The sequence below is a fragment of the Pseudomonas sp. MIL9 genome (assembly GCF_016887925.1).
Taxonomy (GTDB): Bacteria; Pseudomonadota; Gammaproteobacteria; order Pseudomonadales; family Pseudomonadaceae; genus Aquipseudomonas; species Aquipseudomonas mohnii.
Genome location: NZ_JAFEHE010000017.1, coordinates 97,844 through 115,923 on the forward strand (window position 1 = coordinate 97,844; position 18,080 = coordinate 115,923).

Genomic DNA, 18,080 nt, shown 5'->3' on the forward strand with positions numbered 1-18,080 from the left:
TTCAGCTTTTCAACTGAAAGCTTCACTCCTCAAACCCTGCAGCCCTCTGCCTATAAATAGATTGCAGCTTTATAACGGATTTTAGACAGCTCGTATGACATTTTTTTGAAGCAATCCGTCACATTTAACTCATGTACATCCCGCCGTTCACCGGGATTGTAGCCCCAGTAACGTATGCCGCACCGTCGGACGCAAGAAAAGCGACCACAGACGCGATCTCTTGTGCTTGCCCCAGACGACCCAGCGGAATCTGCGCCTGCAAGGCTTCACGCTGTGCCTCGGGCAGTTCACGGGTCATATCGGTGTCGATGAACCCTGGGGCCACCGAGTTTACCGTAATCGAACGCGAACCGACTTCACGCGCCAGTGCACGACTGAAACCTTCCAGACCGGCCTTGGCGGCAGCGTAGTTTACTTGGCCTGCGTTGCCCATGGCACCCACAACCGAGCCAATACTGATAATTCGTCCCCAGCGGGCCTTGGTCATGCCGCGCAAAACGCCCTTGGACAGGCGGAACAGACTGTTCAGGTTGGTATCAACAACGTCATGCCACTCGTCGTCTTTCATGCGCATCATCAGGTTATCGCGGGTGATACCGGCATTATTGACCAGAATCGCCGGCGCACCGAACTGCTCCTGGATGCTCGCCAGGACCGCCGCCACGGACTCGTCGCTGGTGACATTGAGTTCCAGGCCAGTGCCCTGAATGCCGTTTTCCTTCAGGGTGGCGGCAATGCGCTCGGCACCCGAAGCGGAGGTCGCGGTGCCCACAACGACGGCGCCCTGACGACCCAGTTCCAGGGCGATAGCCTGGCCGATACCGCGGCTTGCACCAGTGACCAGTGCAACTTTACCTTGCAGACTCATGCAAGCTTCTCCTGATTCAGGCCAGCGCTGCACGAGCGGCAGCGAAAGCGTCTGGGGTATTGAGGTTGGAAGTCGATACGCCTTCGGCGCAGCGTTTGTTCAGACCGGCCAGCACTTTGCCCGGGCCGCATTCGACCAATTGAGTTGCCCCCTTGGCCGCCAGTGCCTGGACCGATTCGACCCAGCGCACAGGCTTGTAGAGCTGTTCAAGCAGATCGCGCTTGAGGATTTGCAGATCGGCCGGCACATCGGCACTGACGTTCTGCACCACAGGAATCTGCGGCGCCTGCCAGTCGATCGCAGCGATCGACTCAGCGAAACGCTCGGCGGCCGGACGCATCAGCTCGCAATGGGACGGCACGCTGACCGGCAGTGGCATGGCGCGCTTGGCACCACGGGCCTTACAGCCTTCGATGGCGCGCTCGACCGCAGCCTTGGCACCGGCGATAACCACCTGGCCTGGAGAGTTGAAGTTGACCGCGCTGACCACTTCGCCTTGCGCAGCTTCAGCACAGGCCGCCACTACGTCAGCATCGTCCAGCCCGAGGATGGCGGCCATGCCACCCTGCCCGGCGGGAACGGCTTCCTGCATCAGTTGGCCACGACGCTCGACCAGCTTCACCGCGTCGCCCAGGCTCAGGCTGCCCGCCGCGACCAGCGCGCTGTATTCACCCAGGCTGTGACCAGCCACGTAGGCCGGACGCGCACCACCTTCAGCCAGCCACAGACGCCACAGGGCGATCGAGGCGGTCAGAATGGCCGGTTGGGTTTTATCGGTTTGATTGAGTTGCTCTTCCGGCCCTTGCTGGGTCAGTGCCCACAGGTCGTAACCCAGAGCATCGGAAGCTTCTTTGAATGTTTCGAGGACAACCGGATGTTGCGCGCCCAACTCGGCCAGCATGCCGAGGGACTGCGAACCCTGTCCCGGAAAGACGAATGCGAGGGAAGCAGACATGTAACAAGCCCCTAATGATCTTGTCGTCGGAGAATTGACGTCCCTCTTGGGGGACGCAAGAAACTGACAGTTGGATGGCCAATTGAACTGAGCGGTCACATTTAAGCATTGTCCGACGAAAACGCCTAAAGCAACAAATCCGCAAGACGACCGTGAAGTCGCTCGGGCAGGTTTTCCTGAATCTCGATCAGTGCACGCTGAATGGCACTCTGAAAGCCCTGTACCCCGGCTGAACCGTGACTTTTCACCACAATCCCCTGCAACCCCAAAAAGCTTGCGCCATTATGCCGCGCCGGAGCCAGATCCGCCTGCAGACGCTTCATCAACGGCAGCGCCAATGCACCGACCATTCGCGACATCAGGGTTTTCTTGAACAATGCCTCGATGCGCCCGGCAATCATGGTGGCCAGGCCTTCGCTGGATTTGAGCAGGATATTGCCGACAAAGCCGTCACACACCACGACATCCGCCTCGCCACGGTATAAGCCGTCACCCTCTACAAAACCGATGTAATTGATGCCACGGGCATTCTGCAACAACGTTGCCGCCAGCTTGACCTGCTGGTTGCCCTTGATGTCTTCAGTGCCGATATTCAGCAGCGCTACACGCGGACGAACAATACCGAGGGTTTCTGCCGCGACAGACCCCATCACCGCGAACTGCAACAAGTGCTCGGCACTGCAATCGACATTCGCACCCAGGTCGAGCAACTGACAGTACCCTTTCTGCGTCGGAATCGCCGCGATCATGGCGGGCCGATCAATACCAGGCAAGGTCTTGAGCACAAACCGCGACAACGCCATCAGTGCACCGGTGTTGCCGGCACTGACACAGGCCTGGACCTTGCCGTCACGCAGCAACTCAAGCGCCACGCGCATCGAGGAATCAGGCTTGCCGCGCAGGGCCTGGGCCGGTTTTTCATCCATGGTGATGAATTCGGACGCAGGTGTAATCGACAGGCGAGCGCGATCCACAGCCGAATGGCCAGCGATCAATTCTTCAAGGAGGGAGGTTTGACCGACGAGGGTCAGGTGTAGCGAGGGTGTAGCAGACAGACAAGCAAGGCTGGCCTGGACAATGCTGCGGGGACCGAAGTCCCCGCCCATTGCGTCAATCGCGATGACTTGAGCGGACAAGTGATTACTCGTCAGCGCCCTTGTCGATCACTTTACGGCCACGGTATACGCCTTCTGGCGATACGTGGTGACGCAGGTGAACTTCACCAGTGGTTTTTTCTACAGACAGAGTGCTAGCCTCGAGAGCGTCGTGCGAACGGCGCATGTCACGGGCAGAGCGGGATTTTTTGTTCTGCTGAACAGCCATAATTGATTAACTCCTAAACGTTTGGGTCACGCTTTAACTGCGCCAATACACTGAACGGGTTGGACCGCGTTACCTCGTCCTCGCTCGGTTCGGGCTCATCTGCTCCCGCCGGCTGCTGGCATTCTTCCGGATGATGAGCAGGCACAATGGGCAAGGCGAGCAGAAGCTCCTCCTCGATCAGTGACTGCAGATCCAATGGATCTTCGCCCAGTTCCAGCACGTCATAACCTTTCGGCAACGACTGGGTATTCGCACCCTCCTTCACCACAGCATAACTGCATTCGCTATGGATCGGCAGGGTGACCAGCTCAAGACAACGCTGGCAAACCATTTTGACTTCAGTGTCGATAAAGCTGTGGATGACCACAGATTTACGTTCATCTCGTTCAAAAACGAATTTAGCCTGCACCGTACCGACATTGTCGGAAAGCGGGTCGCAGAGTCTCTCCAAATCGGCCAGCAGCATTTCACCTTGAAGGGTGGTGCCACGGTCAGCCAATTTGCGCGGGTCAACGTGAGGTGGAATCGGGTCATTCAACATAGGCGCAGCATTATAGGGATGCCCCCGCCCATGTCAAAGGAAATTCAGCCCTGTCCGTCACTTGGAAGGCTCGCTAGAATTCCCGTCTGCCTTTTGGAGTTGCCCATGCTGCCTTTATTACTCGCTTCCAGCTCGGTCTATCGCCGGGAATTGCTGGCCCGCCTACAACTGCCGTTTACCTGTAGCTCGCCAGATATCGACGAAAGCCATCGCCCGGGCGAGACCGCCGTTGATCTGGTCAAGCGCCTCGCCGAGGAAAAAGCCCGCGCATTGACCGACCACCACAGCGCTCACCTGATCATTGGCTCCGACCAGGTTGCCGTGCTGGGGGACAGCATCATCGGCAAGCCCCACACCTTCGAAAAGGCCCGCGAACAACTGCTGGCCGCCAGTGGTGCCAGCGTGACCTTCCTGACGGGCCTGGCACTGCTCAATAGCCAGACCGGTCGCTGCCAGGTCGACTGCATACCGTTCACCGTGCACATGCGCACACTCGACAGCGCGCGCATCGAGCGCTATCTGCGCGCCGAACAACCCTACGACTGCGCTGGCAGCTTCAAGGCCGAAGGCCTGGGCGTGAGCCTGTTCCAAAACACCGAAGGCCCGGACGCCACCAGCCTGATCGGACTACCGCTGATCCGCCTTGTCGACATGCTGCTGACTGAAGGCGTGCAAATTCCCTGAGCCACAAAAAACCGGCCACACAGGCCGGTTATTTTGAGCATCCAAAAGATCAACGCAGCGATGGACCATTGAAACCCATCCACATCGCCAAATGCTCAGCCACGCTGGCGCCGAGCTTTTTCGAGAAGCGATCGAACGGCGACTCCTGAACCGTGAAATCCACCAGCTCTTTTTCGCCGATCACATCCCGGGCAACCGAACTGGCATTACCCAGGCCATCGATCAGCCCCAGCGGCAGCGCCTGCTCGCCAGACCAGACCAGGCCGGAGAACAGCTCCGGATGCTCTTTGTCCTTCAGGCGATCACCCCGCCCCTGCTTGACGCTGTTGATGAACTGATTGTGGGTGGTATCGAGCACACCCTGCCAAAACGCCGTCTCTTCCGGTTTTTGCGGCTGGAACGGATCAAGGAACGACTTGTGTTCGCCAGAAGTGTAGGTGCGACGCTCGACCCCCAGCTTCTCCATGGTACCGACAAAGCCGTAACCGGCCGCCGTGACGCCGATGGAACCCACCAGGCTCGCCTTGTCGGCGTAGATCTGATCGGCCGCACTGGCAATGTAATACGCGCCGGAAGCCCCCAGATCCGAAATCACCGCATAGAGCTTGATATCCGGATGCAGGCCACGCAGGCGGCGAATCTCGTCATAGACGTAACCTGACTGCACCGGACTGCCACCCGGACTGTTGATACGCAGGATTACGCCCTTGACCTTATCGTCCTCGAAGGCCGCTCGCAGGCTTCCAACGATATTGTCGGCGCTGGCCGGCTCCTTGTCGGCGATCATGCCCGTCACGTCGATCAACGCCGTGTAATGGGCGCTGCGGGTGGCGGCCTTTTCCATGTCCATCAGCGGCGTGAACAAGGCCAGCGCGCCGAACAGGTACACAAACGTCAGCAGCTTGAAGAAAATCCCCCAGCGACGAGACCGACGCTGTTCCTGCACGCCGGCCAGCAGCGTCTTTTCCAGCAGCTTCCAGCTTTTCTCGTCACCGCTCTCTGCGCTCGACTTGGCGGGCGCTTTCCATTCGTCGGTCATGCCATCTACCCCAGCAACAACGTATTAAGCCCGCTGACTCAGCCAGGCATGCAATTCTGAAAAGCGATCGACCGCCAGGCGCGGCCCGAACAGCTTCAGCGCTTCGATCGATTGAGCACCGTAGCCGACCGCCACCGAATCCATCCCGGCATTGCGCGCCATCTGCAGATCGAACGACGAGTCGCCGACCATCAGTGCCTGCGCGGGAGCCACATTGCAATGAGCCAGGATCTGCTCAAGCATCAGCGGATGCGGCTTGCTGGCGGTCTCGTCAGCCGCACGGGTGATGTCGAAATAATCTTCCCAGCCATGGGATTTCAACACCCGATCCAGCCCGCGACGGGCCTTGCCGGTCGCCACAGCCAGATGATAGCCCTCGGCACGAAACGCCTCGAGCGACTCAACGACCCCCTCGAACAACGGCGAAGGTACCGCCTCCGACGCGATGTAGTGATCCGCATAATGCTGACGAAAGGCTATCAGCTCGGCATCGCCGATTTCGGGGTACAAGGTGCGGATCGCTTCCGGCAGACCAAGCCCGATGATGCCCTTGACGGCGAAATCATCACGCAACGGGAAACCGGTTCGCTCCGATGCCACATGCATCGCTTCGACAATCCGACCAATGGAATCGGCGAGCGTGCCATCCCAATCGAAAATCAGCAGCTTGTAATCAGATGGGCGCACTCAATCGCTCCACGGTCTTGGCCCACATTTCATCGACCGGCGCCTGCAACTTGAGTTCACCGCCGTCGGGCAGCGGCACAGTCAGCATGTAGGCGTGCAGGAACAGGCGCTTGCCGCCCAGGTCGCGAATTTCCTTACTGAAATCGTCATCGCCGTACTTGGTGTCGCCGGCAATGCAGTGCCCGGCGTGCAACGTGTGGACGCGGATCTGGTGAGTGCGGCCGGTGATCGGCTTGGCTTCGATCAGGGTGGCAAAGTCGCCAAAGCGACGCAGGACCTTGAACACGGTCACAGACTCCTTGCCCTCCTCCTCGTCGACCTCGACCATGCGCTCGCCGGAGCGCAGATTGCTCTTGCCAAGCGCCGCACGGACTTGCTTGATCGAGCTCGCCCAGTTGCCGCGAACCAGCGCCATGTAGCGCTTATCGACACCATCACCGCGCAATGCGGCGTGCAGGTGACGCAACATGCTGCGCTTCTTGGCGATCATCAGCAGCCCGGAAGTGTCACGGTCAAGACGGTGGACCAGTTCCAGCTCCTTGCAGTCGGGGCGCAACTGACGAAAGGCTTCGATGACGCCGTAATTCAAGCCACTACCGCCGTGAACAGCGATGCCAGCAGGCTTGTTGATCACGATCAGCGCCTTGTCTTCATAGACAATCGAGGCTTCGAGTCGCTGCAGCAGGCCCTGGGCCAGCGGCACCGGCTCGTCGCGTTCAGGCACGCGAACCGGCGGCACGCGCACGATATCGCCCGCCTGCAGCTTGTATTCGGGCTTGATCCGCCCCTTGTTCACCCGCACTTCGCCCTTGCGCAAAATGCGGTAAATCAGGGTCTTGGGCACGCCTTTGAGCCGAGCGAGAAGGAAGTTATCAATACGTTGGCCGGCATATTCCGGCGAGACCTCAAGCAGTTGTACGCCTGGGGTCGAGGGGGCTGTAGTCGTCATGCCGCGGATGATAACAATTTTTTATGGAATTGAAGCACTTAATCATTGCTGCTATAGTCGCGAACGCCGCCAAAAGCGGCCTGGACAGCGGACCAACGGTCAAAAACCGACCCTGACCAACGCAATTCACCAGGACGCGAGGCCGTCCTACGGGGCTTTCGCTACGTAACGGTGGAGTTTGCAGTTGTAACAAGCGCAGGTGACATGAGGCCTGAATCAAACCGCAAAGCAGAGTTTTCACTCGTCTTGCGAGCCAATATTCATGGCCAGTTCACAAAGTGCAGTCAGCTGCGAATGACCCCGAGCGAACGCTTCGGAAACAACGCCTAAATTAGCCATGATGCGTGACCTCCCCTATCGGAGCTCACGGTAAATGCCAACCCGCTGCGGATTCTGCGCGCGGCAGCACCCGAATTATCAGGGATACGTGTAGGGTGGAGATGCACAACCGCTGGACTGTGTAGCAATAGGCTTTATCAAGACGCTTCATCTCGTCCACAGCCGCTGGTTGATTCCTCCTCCTGACTGAGTGCTTAAGTAGCCACAGCAAGCAGGACGCGTACGTCGCGACGCCGGCCCAATTGGTCGGGGTTCGCTAGACACTGGAGTGTCCAACCACTCCTGACGCACCTGACACCGACCGTGAGAAGTCGTGTGTGCCGAACGCCGTTTCCGGCAGCCCGGAAACCGACGGTACTACATGAAAAGAATGCTGATTAACGCAACTCAACCCGAAGAGTTGCGTGTTGCACTGGTAGATGGCCAGCGCCTCTACGACCTGGACATCGAATCCGGTGCACGCGAGCAGAAGAAGGCCAACATCTATAAAGGCCGGATTACTCGCATCGAACCAAGCCTTGAGGCTGCCTTTGTCGATTTCGGCTCCGAGCGCCACGGCTTCCTGCCACTCAAAGAAATCTCCCGCGAATACTTCAAGAAAGCCCCTGAAGGCCGCGTCAACATCAAGGACGTCCTGAGCGAAGGCCAGGAAGTCATCGTTCAGGTCGAAAAAGAAGAACGTGGCAACAAGGGCGCCGCCCTGACCACGTTTATCAGCCTGGCCGGCCGTTACCTGGTACTGATGCCGAACAACCCGCGTGCCGGCGGCATCTCCCGTCGCATCGAAGGCGAAGAGCGCAATGAACTGCGTGAAGCCCTGAACGGCCTGGTTGCCCCGGCCGACATGGGTCTGATCGTGCGCACTGCCGGCCTGGGCCGCAGCAGTGAAGAAATGCAGTGGGACCTCGACTACCTGCTGCAACTCTGGACCGCCATCAAAGAAGCCTCGCTGGATCGCTCCGCGCCTTTCCTGATCTATCAGGAAAGCAACGTGATCATCCGCGCCATCCGCGATTACCTGCGCCAGGACATCGGCGAAGTGCTGATCGACAGCGTCGAAGCCCAGGACGAAGCCCTGACCTTCATCCGTCAGGTGATGCCGCAGTACGCCAGCAAGATCAAGCTGTACGAAGACAGCGTTCCGCTGTTCAACCGCTTCCAGATCGAAAGCCAGATCGAGACCGCGTTCCAGCGCGTGGTCGAACTGCCTTCCGGCGGCTCCATCGTTATCGATCCGACCGAAGCCCTGGTGTCCATCGACATCAACTCGGCGCGCGCCACCAAAGGCAGCGACATCGAAGAAACCGCCCTGCAGACCAACCTTGAAGCCGCCGAAGAAATCGCCCGTCAGTTGCGCCTGCGCGACATTGGCGGCCTGATCGTCATCGACTTCATCGACATGACCCCTGCCAAGAACCAGCGTGCCGTGGAAGAGAAAGTCCGCGAATGCCTGGAAGCCGACCGCGCTCGCGTGCAAGTCGGTCGCATCTCGCGCTTCGGCCTGCTGGAAATGTCCCGTCAGCGCCTGCGTCCTTCCCTGGGCGAGAGCAGCGGCATCGTCTGCCCGCGCTGCAACGGTACCGGCATCATCCGTGATGTTGAATCGCTGTCGCTGGCGATCCTGCGCCTGATCGAAGAAGAAGCACTGAAAGACCGCACCGCCGAAGTTCGCGCCCAGGTGCCTATCCCGGTCGCCGCGTTCCTGCTCAACGAAAAACGCAACTCGATCACCAAGATCGAACTGCGCACCCGTGCCCGCATCGTGATTCTGCCGAACGATCATCTCGAAACGCCGCACTTCGAAGTACAGCGTCTGCGTGATGACAGCCCTGAAGCCGCGATCAACCAGTCCAGCTACGAAATCGCTGCTGCCGCTGCCGAAGTGGAAGAAGTCCAGCCAGCTGCGGCCACCCGCACCCTGGTTCGCCAGGAAGCGGCGGTCAAGACTGCGCCAGCCCGTGCCAACGCTCCGGTTCCGACCGAAGTCGTTGCCGCTCCGGTTGCCGCTCCCGTCGCTGCTCCAGAGCCAAGCCTGTTCAAGGGCCTGGTGAAATCGCTGGTCAGCCTGTTCGCCTCCAAGGAAGAGCCTGCTGCCCCGGCCGTGGTCGAGAAACCGGCTGCCACCGAGCGTCCGGCTCGCAGCAATGAAGAACAACGTCGCAACGGTCGCCAGCAGAGCCGCAACCGTAACGGTCGCCGCGATGAAGAACGCAAGCCGCGCGAAGAACGTGCACCGCGTGAAGAGCGCGCACCACGTGAGCCACGCGAAGAGCGTCAACCACGCGAAGCCCGTGAAGAGACACCAGCCGTAGCACGTGAAGAACGCGCACCGCGTGCTCCACGAGAAGAACGTGCCCCTCGCGCACCGCGTGAAGACCGCAAGCCACGTGGCGACCGCGAAGAGCGCGTTCGTGAACTGCGTGAGCCTCTGGATGCTGCTCCGGCTGCTGCTCCGGCTGCGGCGGCGACCGCTGAAGAGCGCCCGGCCCGCCCGCCACGCGAAGAACGCGCTCCACGCCCACCGCGTGAAGAACGTCAACCCCGTGCCGAGCAAGCCGCTGCCGTCGCTGAAGAAGAGCTGACCACCAACGAAGAGCAACTGCAGGAAGAAGGTCAGGACGGCGCCGAAGGCGATCGCCCACGCCGCCGTTCCCGTGGCCAGCGTCGTCGCAGCAACCGTCGCGAGCGTCAACGCGATGCCAACGGCAATGTGATCGAAGGTTCGGAAGAATCCGAATCCGGCGAAAGCAATGAAGCACCAAGCACCGCTGACCTGGCCGCCGGCCTGGCTGTTACCGCAGCCGTTGCCAGCACCGTGATCAGCGCCCCGGCCGAAGCACAGGCCAACGAGCAAGCCGAACGCGCCACTGCCGCCACCCTGGAAACCGCTCCAGTCGAAGCGCCAGTCGTTGAAGCGACTACTCCGGTCGAAGCTAGCGCATCGCCGGAAGTCGAAGTGGCACAAGCACCACAAGCGGAGCCTGTGGTTGAAGCGCCTGTCGTGGTTGCAGAACCGGTTGTCGAAACCGCCACTGAAACCGTGACCGAAGCCGTTCGTGAAGTTCGCGAAGAGCAAACCGCGTTCAACTGGGTTGCCGAGCCAGCCGTAACCGAAACTCCAGCGCCAGTCGTTGAAGCTCCGGCCGCTGAAGCTCCGGTCGCCGATGCAGTGACCTCCGAGCCGGTCGTCGCAGCAGCCGAGCCTGCTCCTGTCGTGGAAGCGCCGGTAGTTGTCGAAGAGCCTGCACCAGTGGTGGCTGCCGCTCCGGCCAGCGCCCTGACGCCTAGCGGCCGCGCACCGAACGACCCGCGTGAAGTGCGTCGTCGCAAGCGTGAAGAAGAGCGCCTGCAGAAGGAAGCCGAATTGGCTGCCGCTGCTGCTCAGGCTGAAGCAGTTGTTGCTGAAGTGGCCGAGGCAGCACCTGCCCCGACTGCAGAAGTTGCTGTCGAGCCAGCTCAATCCGCAATCCACGAAGCACCTCGCTCCGTTCAGGAAGCGGTTGAGCAACACGAACAAGCCCTGGAAAAAGAACACGAGCCTAAACCTCTCGCCTGATTCCATCGGCTAATGAAAAGCCCCGCCTGGTAACCCAGGCGGGGCTTTTTCATATCCAGAACAATCACACCGATTCCCTGTGGGCGCGAGTTCCCACAGGGATCAGCGATTACTTGAAGACCAACTTCTCCGGCACATCCACATCCCATAACACCCCGGGATCCCCCACAGCCACCTCAACCACACGCCCCTTGGCGAATAGCGGCTTGGCGCCACGATCTCCCGATAGCGCCATCAATCCCGCCGCGAAATCACGTCCGAACCCGACCGGATGCCCATACTCTCCGTTCTGCACCGGCACGCTGACGCTGTCGTGGCTGATGCCCGCCAGGACTTTTTCAATGCTGGACGGCAGGATGAACGGCATGTCACCCAACATCATCAACCAGCCATCGAGTTGCGCACAGGCAGAAACTCCCGCAGCAATGCTGTCGCCCATGCCGATGGACTCGATCAATACAATTTCGCAGCCATAGGCCTGGGCCATGCGAATCACTTGGGGTCGATCAGCGGTGGTCACCAGGACGCGCTTGCCCCCATTGGCCGGCAGATTCACCAGCACGTGTTCGATCACCGAACGAACCGCACCATCGCGGCCGGTGCAATCGGCCAGCAACTTGTCCTTGTCGCCACCGGCGAACTGACGAAACCGGCTGCCCTGCCCCGCTGCCAGCACAATGACGCCGATGGACTCGCTCATACGCGCTCCTGTAGCGGCTTCTTCTGTTTCAGCTCCACGCCATTTTTAATGGCCACGATTTCAGCCATCAGCGACAAGGCGATTTCCGCCGGGCTATGACTGCCGATATGCAAACCGATCGGGCCGTGCAGCCGATCAATGGCCTGTTGCGACAAGCCCAGTTGAGCCAGATTGTCCCGGCGCTTCTGGCTGTTAATCCGTGAACCCAGCGCGCCGACGTAAAACGCCCTGGAATCGAGAGCCGTCAGCAGGGCCATGTCATCCAGGCGCGGGTCGTGGGTCAGGGCAACGATGGCCGTGCGCTCGTCGGTCTGGATACTCAGCACCGCCTCATCGGGCATGCCGGAGACGAAACGGCCATGCTGCTCTTCCCAGCCATAGACGAACTCGGTACGCGGATCGCAAATCAGCACTTCGAAATCCAGCAGCCGCGCCATTTCGGCAACGTAGCGTGACAATTGCCCTGCGCCTATCAACAACAAGCGCCAGCGGGGGCCGTAGATGGCGCGCAAGGTCTGCTCGTCAAACGCCAGTACATCCGTTTTGCCGGCCGGCTGCACAACCACTTCACCGGTTGCGATATCAAGGCAACGCGCCACGATTTCATGGGCTTCGCAACGCGCCAGCAGTTCAGCGACCCACGCGGGATCGCCGACGCGCTCCTCGGTCAATCGCAACGTGCCGCCGCACGGTAAGCCAAAACGTGCCGCCTCTTCGCGGGTCACGCCGTAGGTGATCAATTGCACCGGCGGCCCGTCGGCCGGAATCCGACCATCGTGCAACCGGGCAATCAGGTCGTCCTCCACACAACCACCCGAAACCGAACCGATCACCACGCCATCTTCGCGCAAGGCCAGCATGGCACCAGGCGCCCGGGGCGCGGTGCCCCAGGTCTGGACCACGCTGTACAACACCACCCGCTGACCGGCACGGCGCCACTCCAGGACACTGCGCAGGACATTCAGATCAGCGCTGTCCATCAAGCTTCAGCCTTCTGCCAGTCCTGCAACTGATAGCGAACCGGCAGGCTGCGGATGCGCTTGCCGGTGGCAGCGAAGATCGCGTTACACAGCGCCGGCGCAATCGGCGGCACGCCGGGTTCGCCGACGCCGCCCAACGGGACATTGCCCGGCGGCGTGACCAGATGCACGGCGACTTCCTTCGGCGCCAGGGACATGCGCGCCACTTCGTACATATGGAAGTTGTCCTGCTGGACCTTGCCATCCTTGAAGCTGATTTCACCCAAGACCGCGTTGCCCAGGCCCATGACGCAGGCACCTTCGAACTGCGCGCGAATCCGCTCGGGATTGATCTGCGGCCCGCAATCCACGGCAATGTCAGCCTTGTGCACAATCAACGTGCCATCGTCTTTGACCTCGACTTCGATCACCGCCGCCACGTATGTGACAAAGCTGTAATGCACCGCCAGGCCCAGGCCGCGCCCCTTCGGCAGCTCGCGCCCCCAACCGGCGGCTTTGGCCGCAGTTTCCAGCACCGTGCGCAAACGTCCGGTGTCGATCGGGTAACGTTCCGGCGATTCACCGTAGTTCCACTCTTCACTCAAGGTGCGCGGGTCGATCTTGCGGTCCGGGCCGAGCAATTTGATCTGGTACTTCAGCGGGTCCTGTCCGGCCTTGTGCGCCAGTTCATCGACGAAACTCTGGATCGCAAAGCCGTGGGGAATGTTCGACACCGAGCGATACCAGCCGACGCGGGTGTGCACCGTCGCCTCGGGGTTTTCCAGGCGCACGTTGGGAATCGCGTACGCCATGTTGGTAAAGCCCATGCCCAGCTCGAATGCCGCCTCGTGGTTCATGCCCGGCGCGAACAATGCGGTGATGCTCGGCGCGACCGTGCGATGCAACCAGCCGGATGGCAGGCCATCCTTGTTCAGGCTGGCCTTGAGGTACTCGGCGGACACGGTATGGAAATAGGAGCAGTGGATGTCGTCTTCGCGGGTCCATTGCACACGCACGGCCTTGCCAGGGAACTCCTTGGCAAGAATCGCCGCCTCGATAATGAAATCCGGCTTCGACTTGCGGCCGAAACCGCCACCCAACAAGGTGACATTGAAGGTGACATTGTCGAACGGCAGGCCGAGACGTTCGCTGATCCGCTCACGGGTGACCTGTGGCGCCTGACTCGGGCCCCAGGCTTCGCACACACCGTCCTTGTAGCGGGCGATGGCGACCATTGGCTCCATCGGCGACTGCGATAGATGCGGCAAGTAGTAGGAGGCTTCCAGCGTGCTGTTGGCGCCGCTCATGGCTTCATCGATGTTGCCCGTGTTGCGCACCACTTTGCCGGGCTTGAGCGAAGCGGCTTCCAGCTCCTTGCGGTAGGCGATCGAGTCGTAACTGGCATTGGCGCCGTCATCCCATTCGATGTTCAGCGCTTCACGTCCCTTGATCGCCGCCCAGGTATTACTGGCCACCACCGCCACCCCACCCAGCGGTTGGAACTCCGAGGGCAGTGGACGGCTTTCGATTTGCACGACCTTGAGCACACCGGGGACTTTCATCGCGGCGCTGGCATCGAAAGTTTTAACCTTGCCACCGTAAACCGCTGGACGGGCGATGGTGGCGAACAGCATGCCGTCGACATGCACGTCGGCGCCATACACCGCGCGACCGTTGACGATGTCGTCGCCGTCGATGGCCCTGGTGCCTTCCTTGCCGATGTAGCGGAACTCCGAAAGTTGCTTGAGTCGCAGACTGTCACGCGCCGGCACGGCCAAGGCGCCGGCAGCAGCGGCCAGGACACCATAATCCAGCTCGCGACCGGAAGGTTTGTGGATGACTTTATGCAGTTGCGCATGACATTCACTGACCGGCACTTTCCACTGCTCGGCAGCCGCCTGCTCCAGCATGGTCCGCGCGGCGGCACCGCAGCGGCGCATTGGCTCGTACCAGTGGCGCATGCTGCGCGAACCGTCGGTGTCCTGGTTGCCGAAACGCACTTCGTCGCCCGGTGCCTGCTTGACTTTGACCCGCGCCCAATCGGCTTCGAGTTCGTCGGCCACGACCATGGTCAGGCTGGTGCGGACACCCTGCCCCATTTCCGAACGGTTGCAGACGACTGTCACTGTGCCGTCGGCTGCGATGCTGAGGTAAACCTTGGGATCGTCAACCCAGCCGTGGGGCATGCCATCGGCGCCGAACTTCTTCTCCTTCTCCTCGGCGAACGCGTCTTGCCAGCCCCAACTGGCGGCCACCACCAGGGCGCCGGTAGCACCCACGCCTTTGAGGAAACCACGCCGACTGAGGTTGCTCAGGGCGAAATCATTCGGTAACTGGCTCATGCCTTGGCCTCCTTCAGGTGAGTGGATGCCTGGCGGATGGCGGTCTTGATGCGGTTGTAGGTGCCGCAGCGGCAAATGTTGCCGACCATCGCCTCTTCGATCTGTTCGTCGCTCGGGTTCGGATTGGTTTTGAGCAATGCGGTAGCCGACATGATTTGCCCGCCCTGGCAGTAACCGCACTGGGCTACGGCCGTATCGAGCCAGGCTTGCTGCACGACCTGACCGACCGGGTCGGCATGCAGATTGTCGATCGTGGTGACGTTCTGCCCCACTACCGAGCCGATTGGCGTGATGCAGCTGCGCGCCGGAGCGCCTTCGATGTGAATGGTGCAGGCACCGCACAGGCCCATGCCGCAGCCGAATTTGGTGCCGTTGTAACCGGCCACGTCGCGGATCGCCCAGAGCAGCGGCATGTCCTCGGTGACGTCGAGTTGATGGTCTTGACCATTGAGTTTCAGGGTAATCATGGGCACGCCCGCATAGTATTGGGTTATGGGGTCGAGCAATCTGCCGCTTTAGCCAAGCGGTTCGGTAATCGCAGATCGACTCAGGCTATTGGGCTCTCTTGTGCGAACGAACACGTCTGCACCGGGCCTTTGGATGGAGCAAATGCTGGTATCGTTAGGTGGCTAAGTTAACCCAGCATTAACAAAAAAGCCCTGCACAATGGAAGTTGTGCAGGGCTTTGAGATCAGTCTGGAAAGCTTAGCCTCAATACTGATTGGGCTCCATTTCCAGATTGACATGAAAACGCTCTGAAATGTCTTTCTGGATACGCTGTGCCAGGTCGAGCAATTGCAGTCCGGTAGCACTGCCATAGTTGACCAGCACCAGTGCCTGCAATTTATGCACGCCGGCATCGTTCTCGCGAAACCCTTTCCACCCTGCCCGTTCGATCAGCCAGCCTGCGGCCAGCTTCATCTGACCGTCCGGTTGCGCGTAGGCCACCAGATCCGGGTATTCGCCCTTGAGCTGCGCTACCAGCGCGGCCGGTACCAGCGGATTCTTGAAGAAACTGCCAGCATTGCCGAGCACCGCCGGGTCCGGAAGCTTCTCGTTGCGGATACTGCAAATGGCCTGGCTGACGTCAGTGGCGGTCGGCTGATCGATGCCCTGCTCGGTCAGGCGCTGACGCACCGGGCCGTAATCCAGATGCAGATGCGCGGTGCGGTCAAGCGTGAAACGTACCCGAAGGATCAACCAGCGCCCCGGTTGCTGCTTGAAGACGCTGTCGCGGTAAGCGAAGTTGCATTCTTCCAGGCTGAAGTCGCGCAGTTCACCGCTGTGGCGATCGAGTGCCGTCAGGCCGGCAAACACGTCCTTGATCTCGACGCCATAAGCACCGATGTTCTGCATCGGTGCCGCGCCCACGGTGCCGGGAATCAGGCTCAGGTTTTCCAGACCGGACAACCCCTGCGCCAGTGTGTGCTGCACGAACGGATGCCAGGGCTCGCCAGCCTCGGCTTCAAGCACGACTGTGCGGCCATCGTCGCTCAGCACACGAACCCCGCGAGTGGCCATGCGCAGCACCAGCGACGACACGTCCGCCGTCAACAGCAAGTTGCTGCCACCACCGATGACCAGCAAGGGCACGTCATGGTCCCGGGCATAAGCCAGAGCGTCACGCACGTCGGCGTCGCTATGGGCCTCGGCAAACAGACGGGCCTGAACATCCACGCCAAAGCTGTTGTACGGTTTGAGCGAAACCTGTTGCCGCACCTGCAGACTCATAACCGTCCCTTCAATTCGATCACCAGCAGATCACTGGCACGCTCGATCAAATCCAGCACCCGCTCGAAGCCCTGGTCACTGTCGTGATAGGGATCCGGCACTTCATCGATGCCCGACTGATAGCGACGCAGGAACAGATCCAGCTCTGCTTTACCCTTGACCGGTTGCATGGACTCGAGATCGCGCAGATTGCTTTTATCCATCGCCAGGATCAGGTCGTAGGTGGAGAAATCGGCACGGGTCACTTGTTGGGCGCGCTGGGCGGACAAATCATAACCTCGCAGCTTGGCAGCCGCCTGGCTGCGCTTGTCCGGCGCCTGGCCGACGTGCCATTCACCGGTGCCGGCGGAGGCGACTTCTATCTGGTCGGCCAGCCCCGCCTCACGCAATTTATGCCGCAGCACGCCTTCGGCCGTGGGTGAACGGCAGATGTTGCCCAGGCATACAAACAAAACACGCATCAGGCCTCCAGCAGGCGACGAACGCGCTCAAGGTCTTCAATGGTATCGACGCCGGCCGGCGGTGCGATCAGCGCATCGGCAACGTGAATCCGTACGCCGTGCCACAGCGCACGCAGTTGTTCCAGGCTCTCGGTGTTTTCCAGCCAGCATGGGCCCCAGCTGACAAAGTCATGCAGGAAACCGGCACGGTACGCATAAATACCGATGTGGCGGCGGTAAGGCACGCCTTGCGGCAATTGCTCGCGGCTCTTGGCGAAAGCATCCCGTGCCCACGGTAACGTGGCGCGACTGAAGGTCAGGGCCAGGCCATTGAGATCACTGACAACCTTGACCACGTTGGGATTGAACAGGGTTTCAACATCGTCGATGGGCTCGGCCAGGGTGGCCATGCGCGCTTCGGTGTGGATAGCCAGATTGGCGGCGACCTGATCGATCACGCTCGGCGGGATCAACGGCTCATCGCCCTGGACGTTGACAACGATGGCATCGGGCGCAAGGCCCAGTTTCGCCGCGACTTCCGCCAGACGATCGGTACCGGAGTTGTGGTCTTCGCGAGTCAGCACCACCTCAGCGCCAAAACCCTGGCAAGCCTCGACAATACGGGCGTCATCCGTGGCAACCACCACACGCTGGGCGCTGCTTTTGCTGGCCTGTTCCCAAACGTGTTGAATCATCGGCTTGCCGGCGATCAGCAGCAGCGGCTTGCCCGGCAGGCGCGTAGAGGCGTATCGCGAAGGAATGACAACGGTAAAGGCTGCGGTCATTTGTCCAGACGCTCATCGGTCGTGAGGGTGCGAGCTTCGGATTCGAGCATCACCGGGATACCGTCGCGGATCGGATAAGCCAGGCCGGCGCCCTTGCTGATCAGCTCGGTCTTGTCGGCGCTGAGCTTGAGTGGGCCTTTGCAGACCGGGCAGGCGAGGATGTCGAGCAATTTGGTGTCCAT

General features: G+C 60.5%; 18 protein-coding genes. 2 read left to right on the plus strand and 16 right to left on the minus strand.

The window, feature by feature from the left end:
• Positions 1–124: 124 nt before the first annotated feature.
• From fabG to JQF37_RS18745, 5 genes are all read right to left on the minus strand, one after another.
• Positions 125–868 (minus strand): 3-oxoacyl-ACP reductase FabG, encoded by a 744-nt coding sequence (gene fabG, locus JQF37_RS18725; protein ID WP_130206769.1) that lies wholly within the window; start codon positions 866–868, stop codon positions 125–127.
• 16 nt (positions 869–884) lie between these two features.
• Positions 885–1,823 (minus strand): ACP S-malonyltransferase, encoded by a 939-nt coding sequence (fabD, locus tag JQF37_RS18730; protein WP_130206768.1) that lies wholly within the window; start codon positions 1,821–1,823, stop codon positions 885–887.
• 125 nt (positions 1,824–1,948) lie between these two features.
• On the minus strand, positions 1,949–2,959 hold the full coding sequence (gene plsX / locus JQF37_RS18735) for a phosphate acyltransferase PlsX (protein ID WP_130206767.1): 1,011 nt from the start codon (positions 2,957–2,959) through the stop codon (positions 1,949–1,951).
• Positions 2,960–2,963: 4 nt separating this feature from the next.
• Complete coding sequence (gene rpmF, locus JQF37_RS18740) at positions 2,964–3,146, minus strand: 50S ribosomal protein L32 (RefSeq protein ID WP_003179396.1); 183 nt, start codon at positions 3,144–3,146, stop codon at positions 2,964–2,966.
• A 13-nt stretch (positions 3,147–3,159) separates the two neighbouring features.
• Complete coding sequence (locus tag JQF37_RS18745) at positions 3,160–3,687, minus strand: YceD family protein (protein WP_007942001.1); 528 nt, start codon at positions 3,685–3,687, stop codon at positions 3,160–3,162.
• A 105-nt stretch (positions 3,688–3,792) separates the two neighbouring features.
• Here JQF37_RS18745 and JQF37_RS18750 point away from each other — a divergent pair, with 105 nt between their 5' ends.
• Positions 3,793–4,371 carry a nucleoside triphosphate pyrophosphatase gene (locus JQF37_RS18750; protein WP_130206766.1) on the plus strand — a complete coding sequence of 193 codons (579 nt, stop codon included), beginning with the start codon at positions 3,793–3,795 and terminating at the stop codon, positions 4,369–4,371.
• 49 nt (positions 4,372–4,420) lie between these two features.
• Here the strand turns inward: JQF37_RS18750 and JQF37_RS18755 are convergent, their stop codons facing one another.
• The 3 genes from JQF37_RS18755 to rluC are packed head-to-tail and all read right to left on the minus strand — an operon-like array spanning position 4,421 to position 7,046.
• Complete coding sequence (locus tag JQF37_RS18755) at positions 4,421–5,410, minus strand: S49 family peptidase (protein ID WP_130206764.1); 990 nt, start codon at positions 5,408–5,410, stop codon at positions 4,421–4,423.
• Between the two features lie 24 nt (positions 5,411–5,434).
• On the minus strand, positions 5,435–6,097 hold the full coding sequence (locus JQF37_RS18760) for an HAD-IA family hydrolase (protein ID WP_130206762.1): 663 nt from the start codon (positions 6,095–6,097) through the stop codon (positions 5,435–5,437).
• Positions 6,084–7,046 carry a 23S rRNA pseudouridine(955/2504/2580) synthase RluC gene (rluC, locus tag JQF37_RS18765; protein WP_130206760.1) on the minus strand — a complete coding sequence of 321 codons (963 nt, stop codon included), beginning with the start codon at positions 7,044–7,046 and terminating at the stop codon, positions 6,084–6,086. Before rluC ends, JQF37_RS18760 begins: the two co-directional genes overlap by 14 nt.
• A 700-nt stretch (positions 7,047–7,746) precedes the next feature.
• Between rluC and rne the strand changes: the two genes are divergently transcribed.
• Positions 7,747–10,941: a ribonuclease E gene (rne, locus tag JQF37_RS18770; RefSeq protein WP_130206758.1), complete on the plus strand. Its 3,195-nt coding sequence runs from the start codon at positions 7,747–7,749 to the stop codon at positions 10,939–10,941.
• Between the two features lie 109 nt (positions 10,942–11,050).
• Here rne and JQF37_RS18775 read toward each other — a convergent pair whose 3' ends face one another.
• The 8 genes from JQF37_RS18775 to JQF37_RS18810 form a co-directional block, all read right to left on the minus strand.
• Positions 11,051–11,641 carry a nucleotidyltransferase family protein gene (locus tag JQF37_RS18775; protein WP_130206756.1) on the minus strand — a complete coding sequence of 197 codons (591 nt, stop codon included), beginning with the start codon at positions 11,639–11,641 and terminating at the stop codon, positions 11,051–11,053.
• The gene (locus JQF37_RS18780) at positions 11,638–12,621 is read right to left on the minus strand and encodes an XdhC family protein (protein ID WP_130206754.1); all 984 of its coding nucleotides are present in this window, start codon (positions 12,619–12,621) and stop codon (positions 11,638–11,640) included. The genes JQF37_RS18775 and JQF37_RS18780 overlap by 4 nt, the downstream gene beginning before the upstream one ends.
• Complete coding sequence (locus tag JQF37_RS18785; RefSeq protein ID WP_130206752.1) at positions 12,621–14,942, minus strand: xanthine dehydrogenase family protein molybdopterin-binding subunit; 2,322 nt, start codon at positions 14,940–14,942, stop codon at positions 12,621–12,623. The genes JQF37_RS18780 and JQF37_RS18785 overlap by 1 nt, the downstream gene beginning before the upstream one ends.
• Positions 14,939–15,409, minus strand: coding sequence for a (2Fe-2S)-binding protein (locus tag JQF37_RS18790; RefSeq protein WP_090467760.1), 471 nt, complete (start codon positions 15,407–15,409; stop codon positions 14,939–14,941). The genes JQF37_RS18785 and JQF37_RS18790 overlap by 4 nt, the downstream gene beginning before the upstream one ends.
• A 244-nt stretch (positions 15,410–15,653) precedes the next feature.
• On the minus strand, positions 15,654–16,673 hold the full coding sequence (gene murB, locus JQF37_RS18795; RefSeq protein WP_130206750.1) for a UDP-N-acetylmuramate dehydrogenase: 1,020 nt from the start codon (positions 16,671–16,673) through the stop codon (positions 15,654–15,656).
• Complete coding sequence (locus JQF37_RS18800; protein ID WP_130206748.1) at positions 16,670–17,134, minus strand: low molecular weight protein-tyrosine-phosphatase; 465 nt, start codon at positions 17,132–17,134, stop codon at positions 16,670–16,672. The genes murB and JQF37_RS18800 overlap by 4 nt, the downstream gene beginning before the upstream one ends.
• Positions 17,134–17,898: a 3-deoxy-manno-octulosonate cytidylyltransferase gene (kdsB, locus tag JQF37_RS18805; protein WP_103406454.1), complete on the minus strand. Its 765-nt coding sequence runs from the start codon at positions 17,896–17,898 to the stop codon at positions 17,134–17,136. Before kdsB ends, JQF37_RS18800 begins: the two co-directional genes overlap by 1 nt.
• Positions 17,895–18,080, minus strand: coding sequence for a Trm112 family protein (locus tag JQF37_RS18810; protein WP_003179363.1), 186 nt, complete (start codon positions 18,078–18,080; stop codon positions 17,895–17,897). The genes kdsB and JQF37_RS18810 overlap by 4 nt, the downstream gene beginning before the upstream one ends.

Excerpts from the sequence above, each read along its gene's own strand:
- fabG (WP_130206769.1), bottom strand. The coding sequence starts at position 868 with ATGAGTCTGCAAGGTAAAGTTGCACTGGTCACTGGTGCAAGCCGCGGT.
- fabD (WP_130206768.1), bottom strand. The coding sequence starts at position 1,823 with ATGTCTGCTTCCCTCGCATTCGTCTTTCCGGGACAGGGTTCGCAGTCC.
- rpmF (WP_003179396.1), bottom strand. The coding sequence starts at position 3,146 with ATGGCTGTTCAGCAGAACAAAAAATCCCGCTCTGCCCGTGACATGCGC.
- JQF37_RS18745 (WP_007942001.1), bottom strand. The coding sequence starts at position 3,687 with ATGTTGAATGACCCGATTCCACCTCACGTTGACCCGCGCAAATTGGCT.
- JQF37_RS18750 (WP_130206766.1), top strand. The coding sequence starts at position 3,793 with ATGCTGCCTTTATTACTCGCTTCCAGCTCGGTCTATCGCCGGGAATTG.
- JQF37_RS18755 (WP_130206764.1), bottom strand. The coding sequence starts at position 5,410 with ATGACCGACGAATGGAAAGCGCCCGCCAAGTCGAGCGCAGAGAGCGGT.
- rluC (WP_130206760.1), bottom strand. The coding sequence starts at position 7,046 with ATGACGACTACAGCCCCCTCGACCCCAGGCGTACAACTGCTTGAGGTC.
- rne (WP_130206758.1), top strand. The coding sequence starts at position 7,747 with ATGAAAAGAATGCTGATTAACGCAACTCAACCCGAAGAGTTGCGTGTT.
- JQF37_RS18775 (WP_130206756.1), bottom strand. The coding sequence starts at position 11,641 with ATGAGCGAGTCCATCGGCGTCATTGTGCTGGCAGCGGGGCAGGGCAGC.
- JQF37_RS18780 (WP_130206754.1), bottom strand. The coding sequence starts at position 12,621 with ATGGACAGCGCTGATCTGAATGTCCTGCGCAGTGTCCTGGAGTGGCGC.
- JQF37_RS18785 (WP_130206752.1), bottom strand. The coding sequence starts at position 14,942 with ATGAGCCAGTTACCGAATGATTTCGCCCTGAGCAACCTCAGTCGGCGT.
- JQF37_RS18790 (WP_090467760.1), bottom strand. The coding sequence starts at position 15,409 with ATGATTACCCTGAAACTCAATGGTCAAGACCATCAACTCGACGTCACC.
- murB (WP_130206750.1), bottom strand. The coding sequence starts at position 16,673 with ATGAGTCTGCAGGTGCGGCAACAGGTTTCGCTCAAACCGTACAACAGC.
- JQF37_RS18800 (WP_130206748.1), bottom strand. The coding sequence starts at position 17,134 with ATGCGTGTTTTGTTTGTATGCCTGGGCAACATCTGCCGTTCACCCACG.
- kdsB (WP_103406454.1), bottom strand. The coding sequence starts at position 17,898 with ATGACCGCAGCCTTTACCGTTGTCATTCCTTCGCGATACGCCTCTACG.
- JQF37_RS18810 (WP_003179363.1), bottom strand. The coding sequence starts at position 18,080 with ATGGACACCAAATTGCTCGACATCCTCGCCTGCCCGGTCTGCAAAGGC.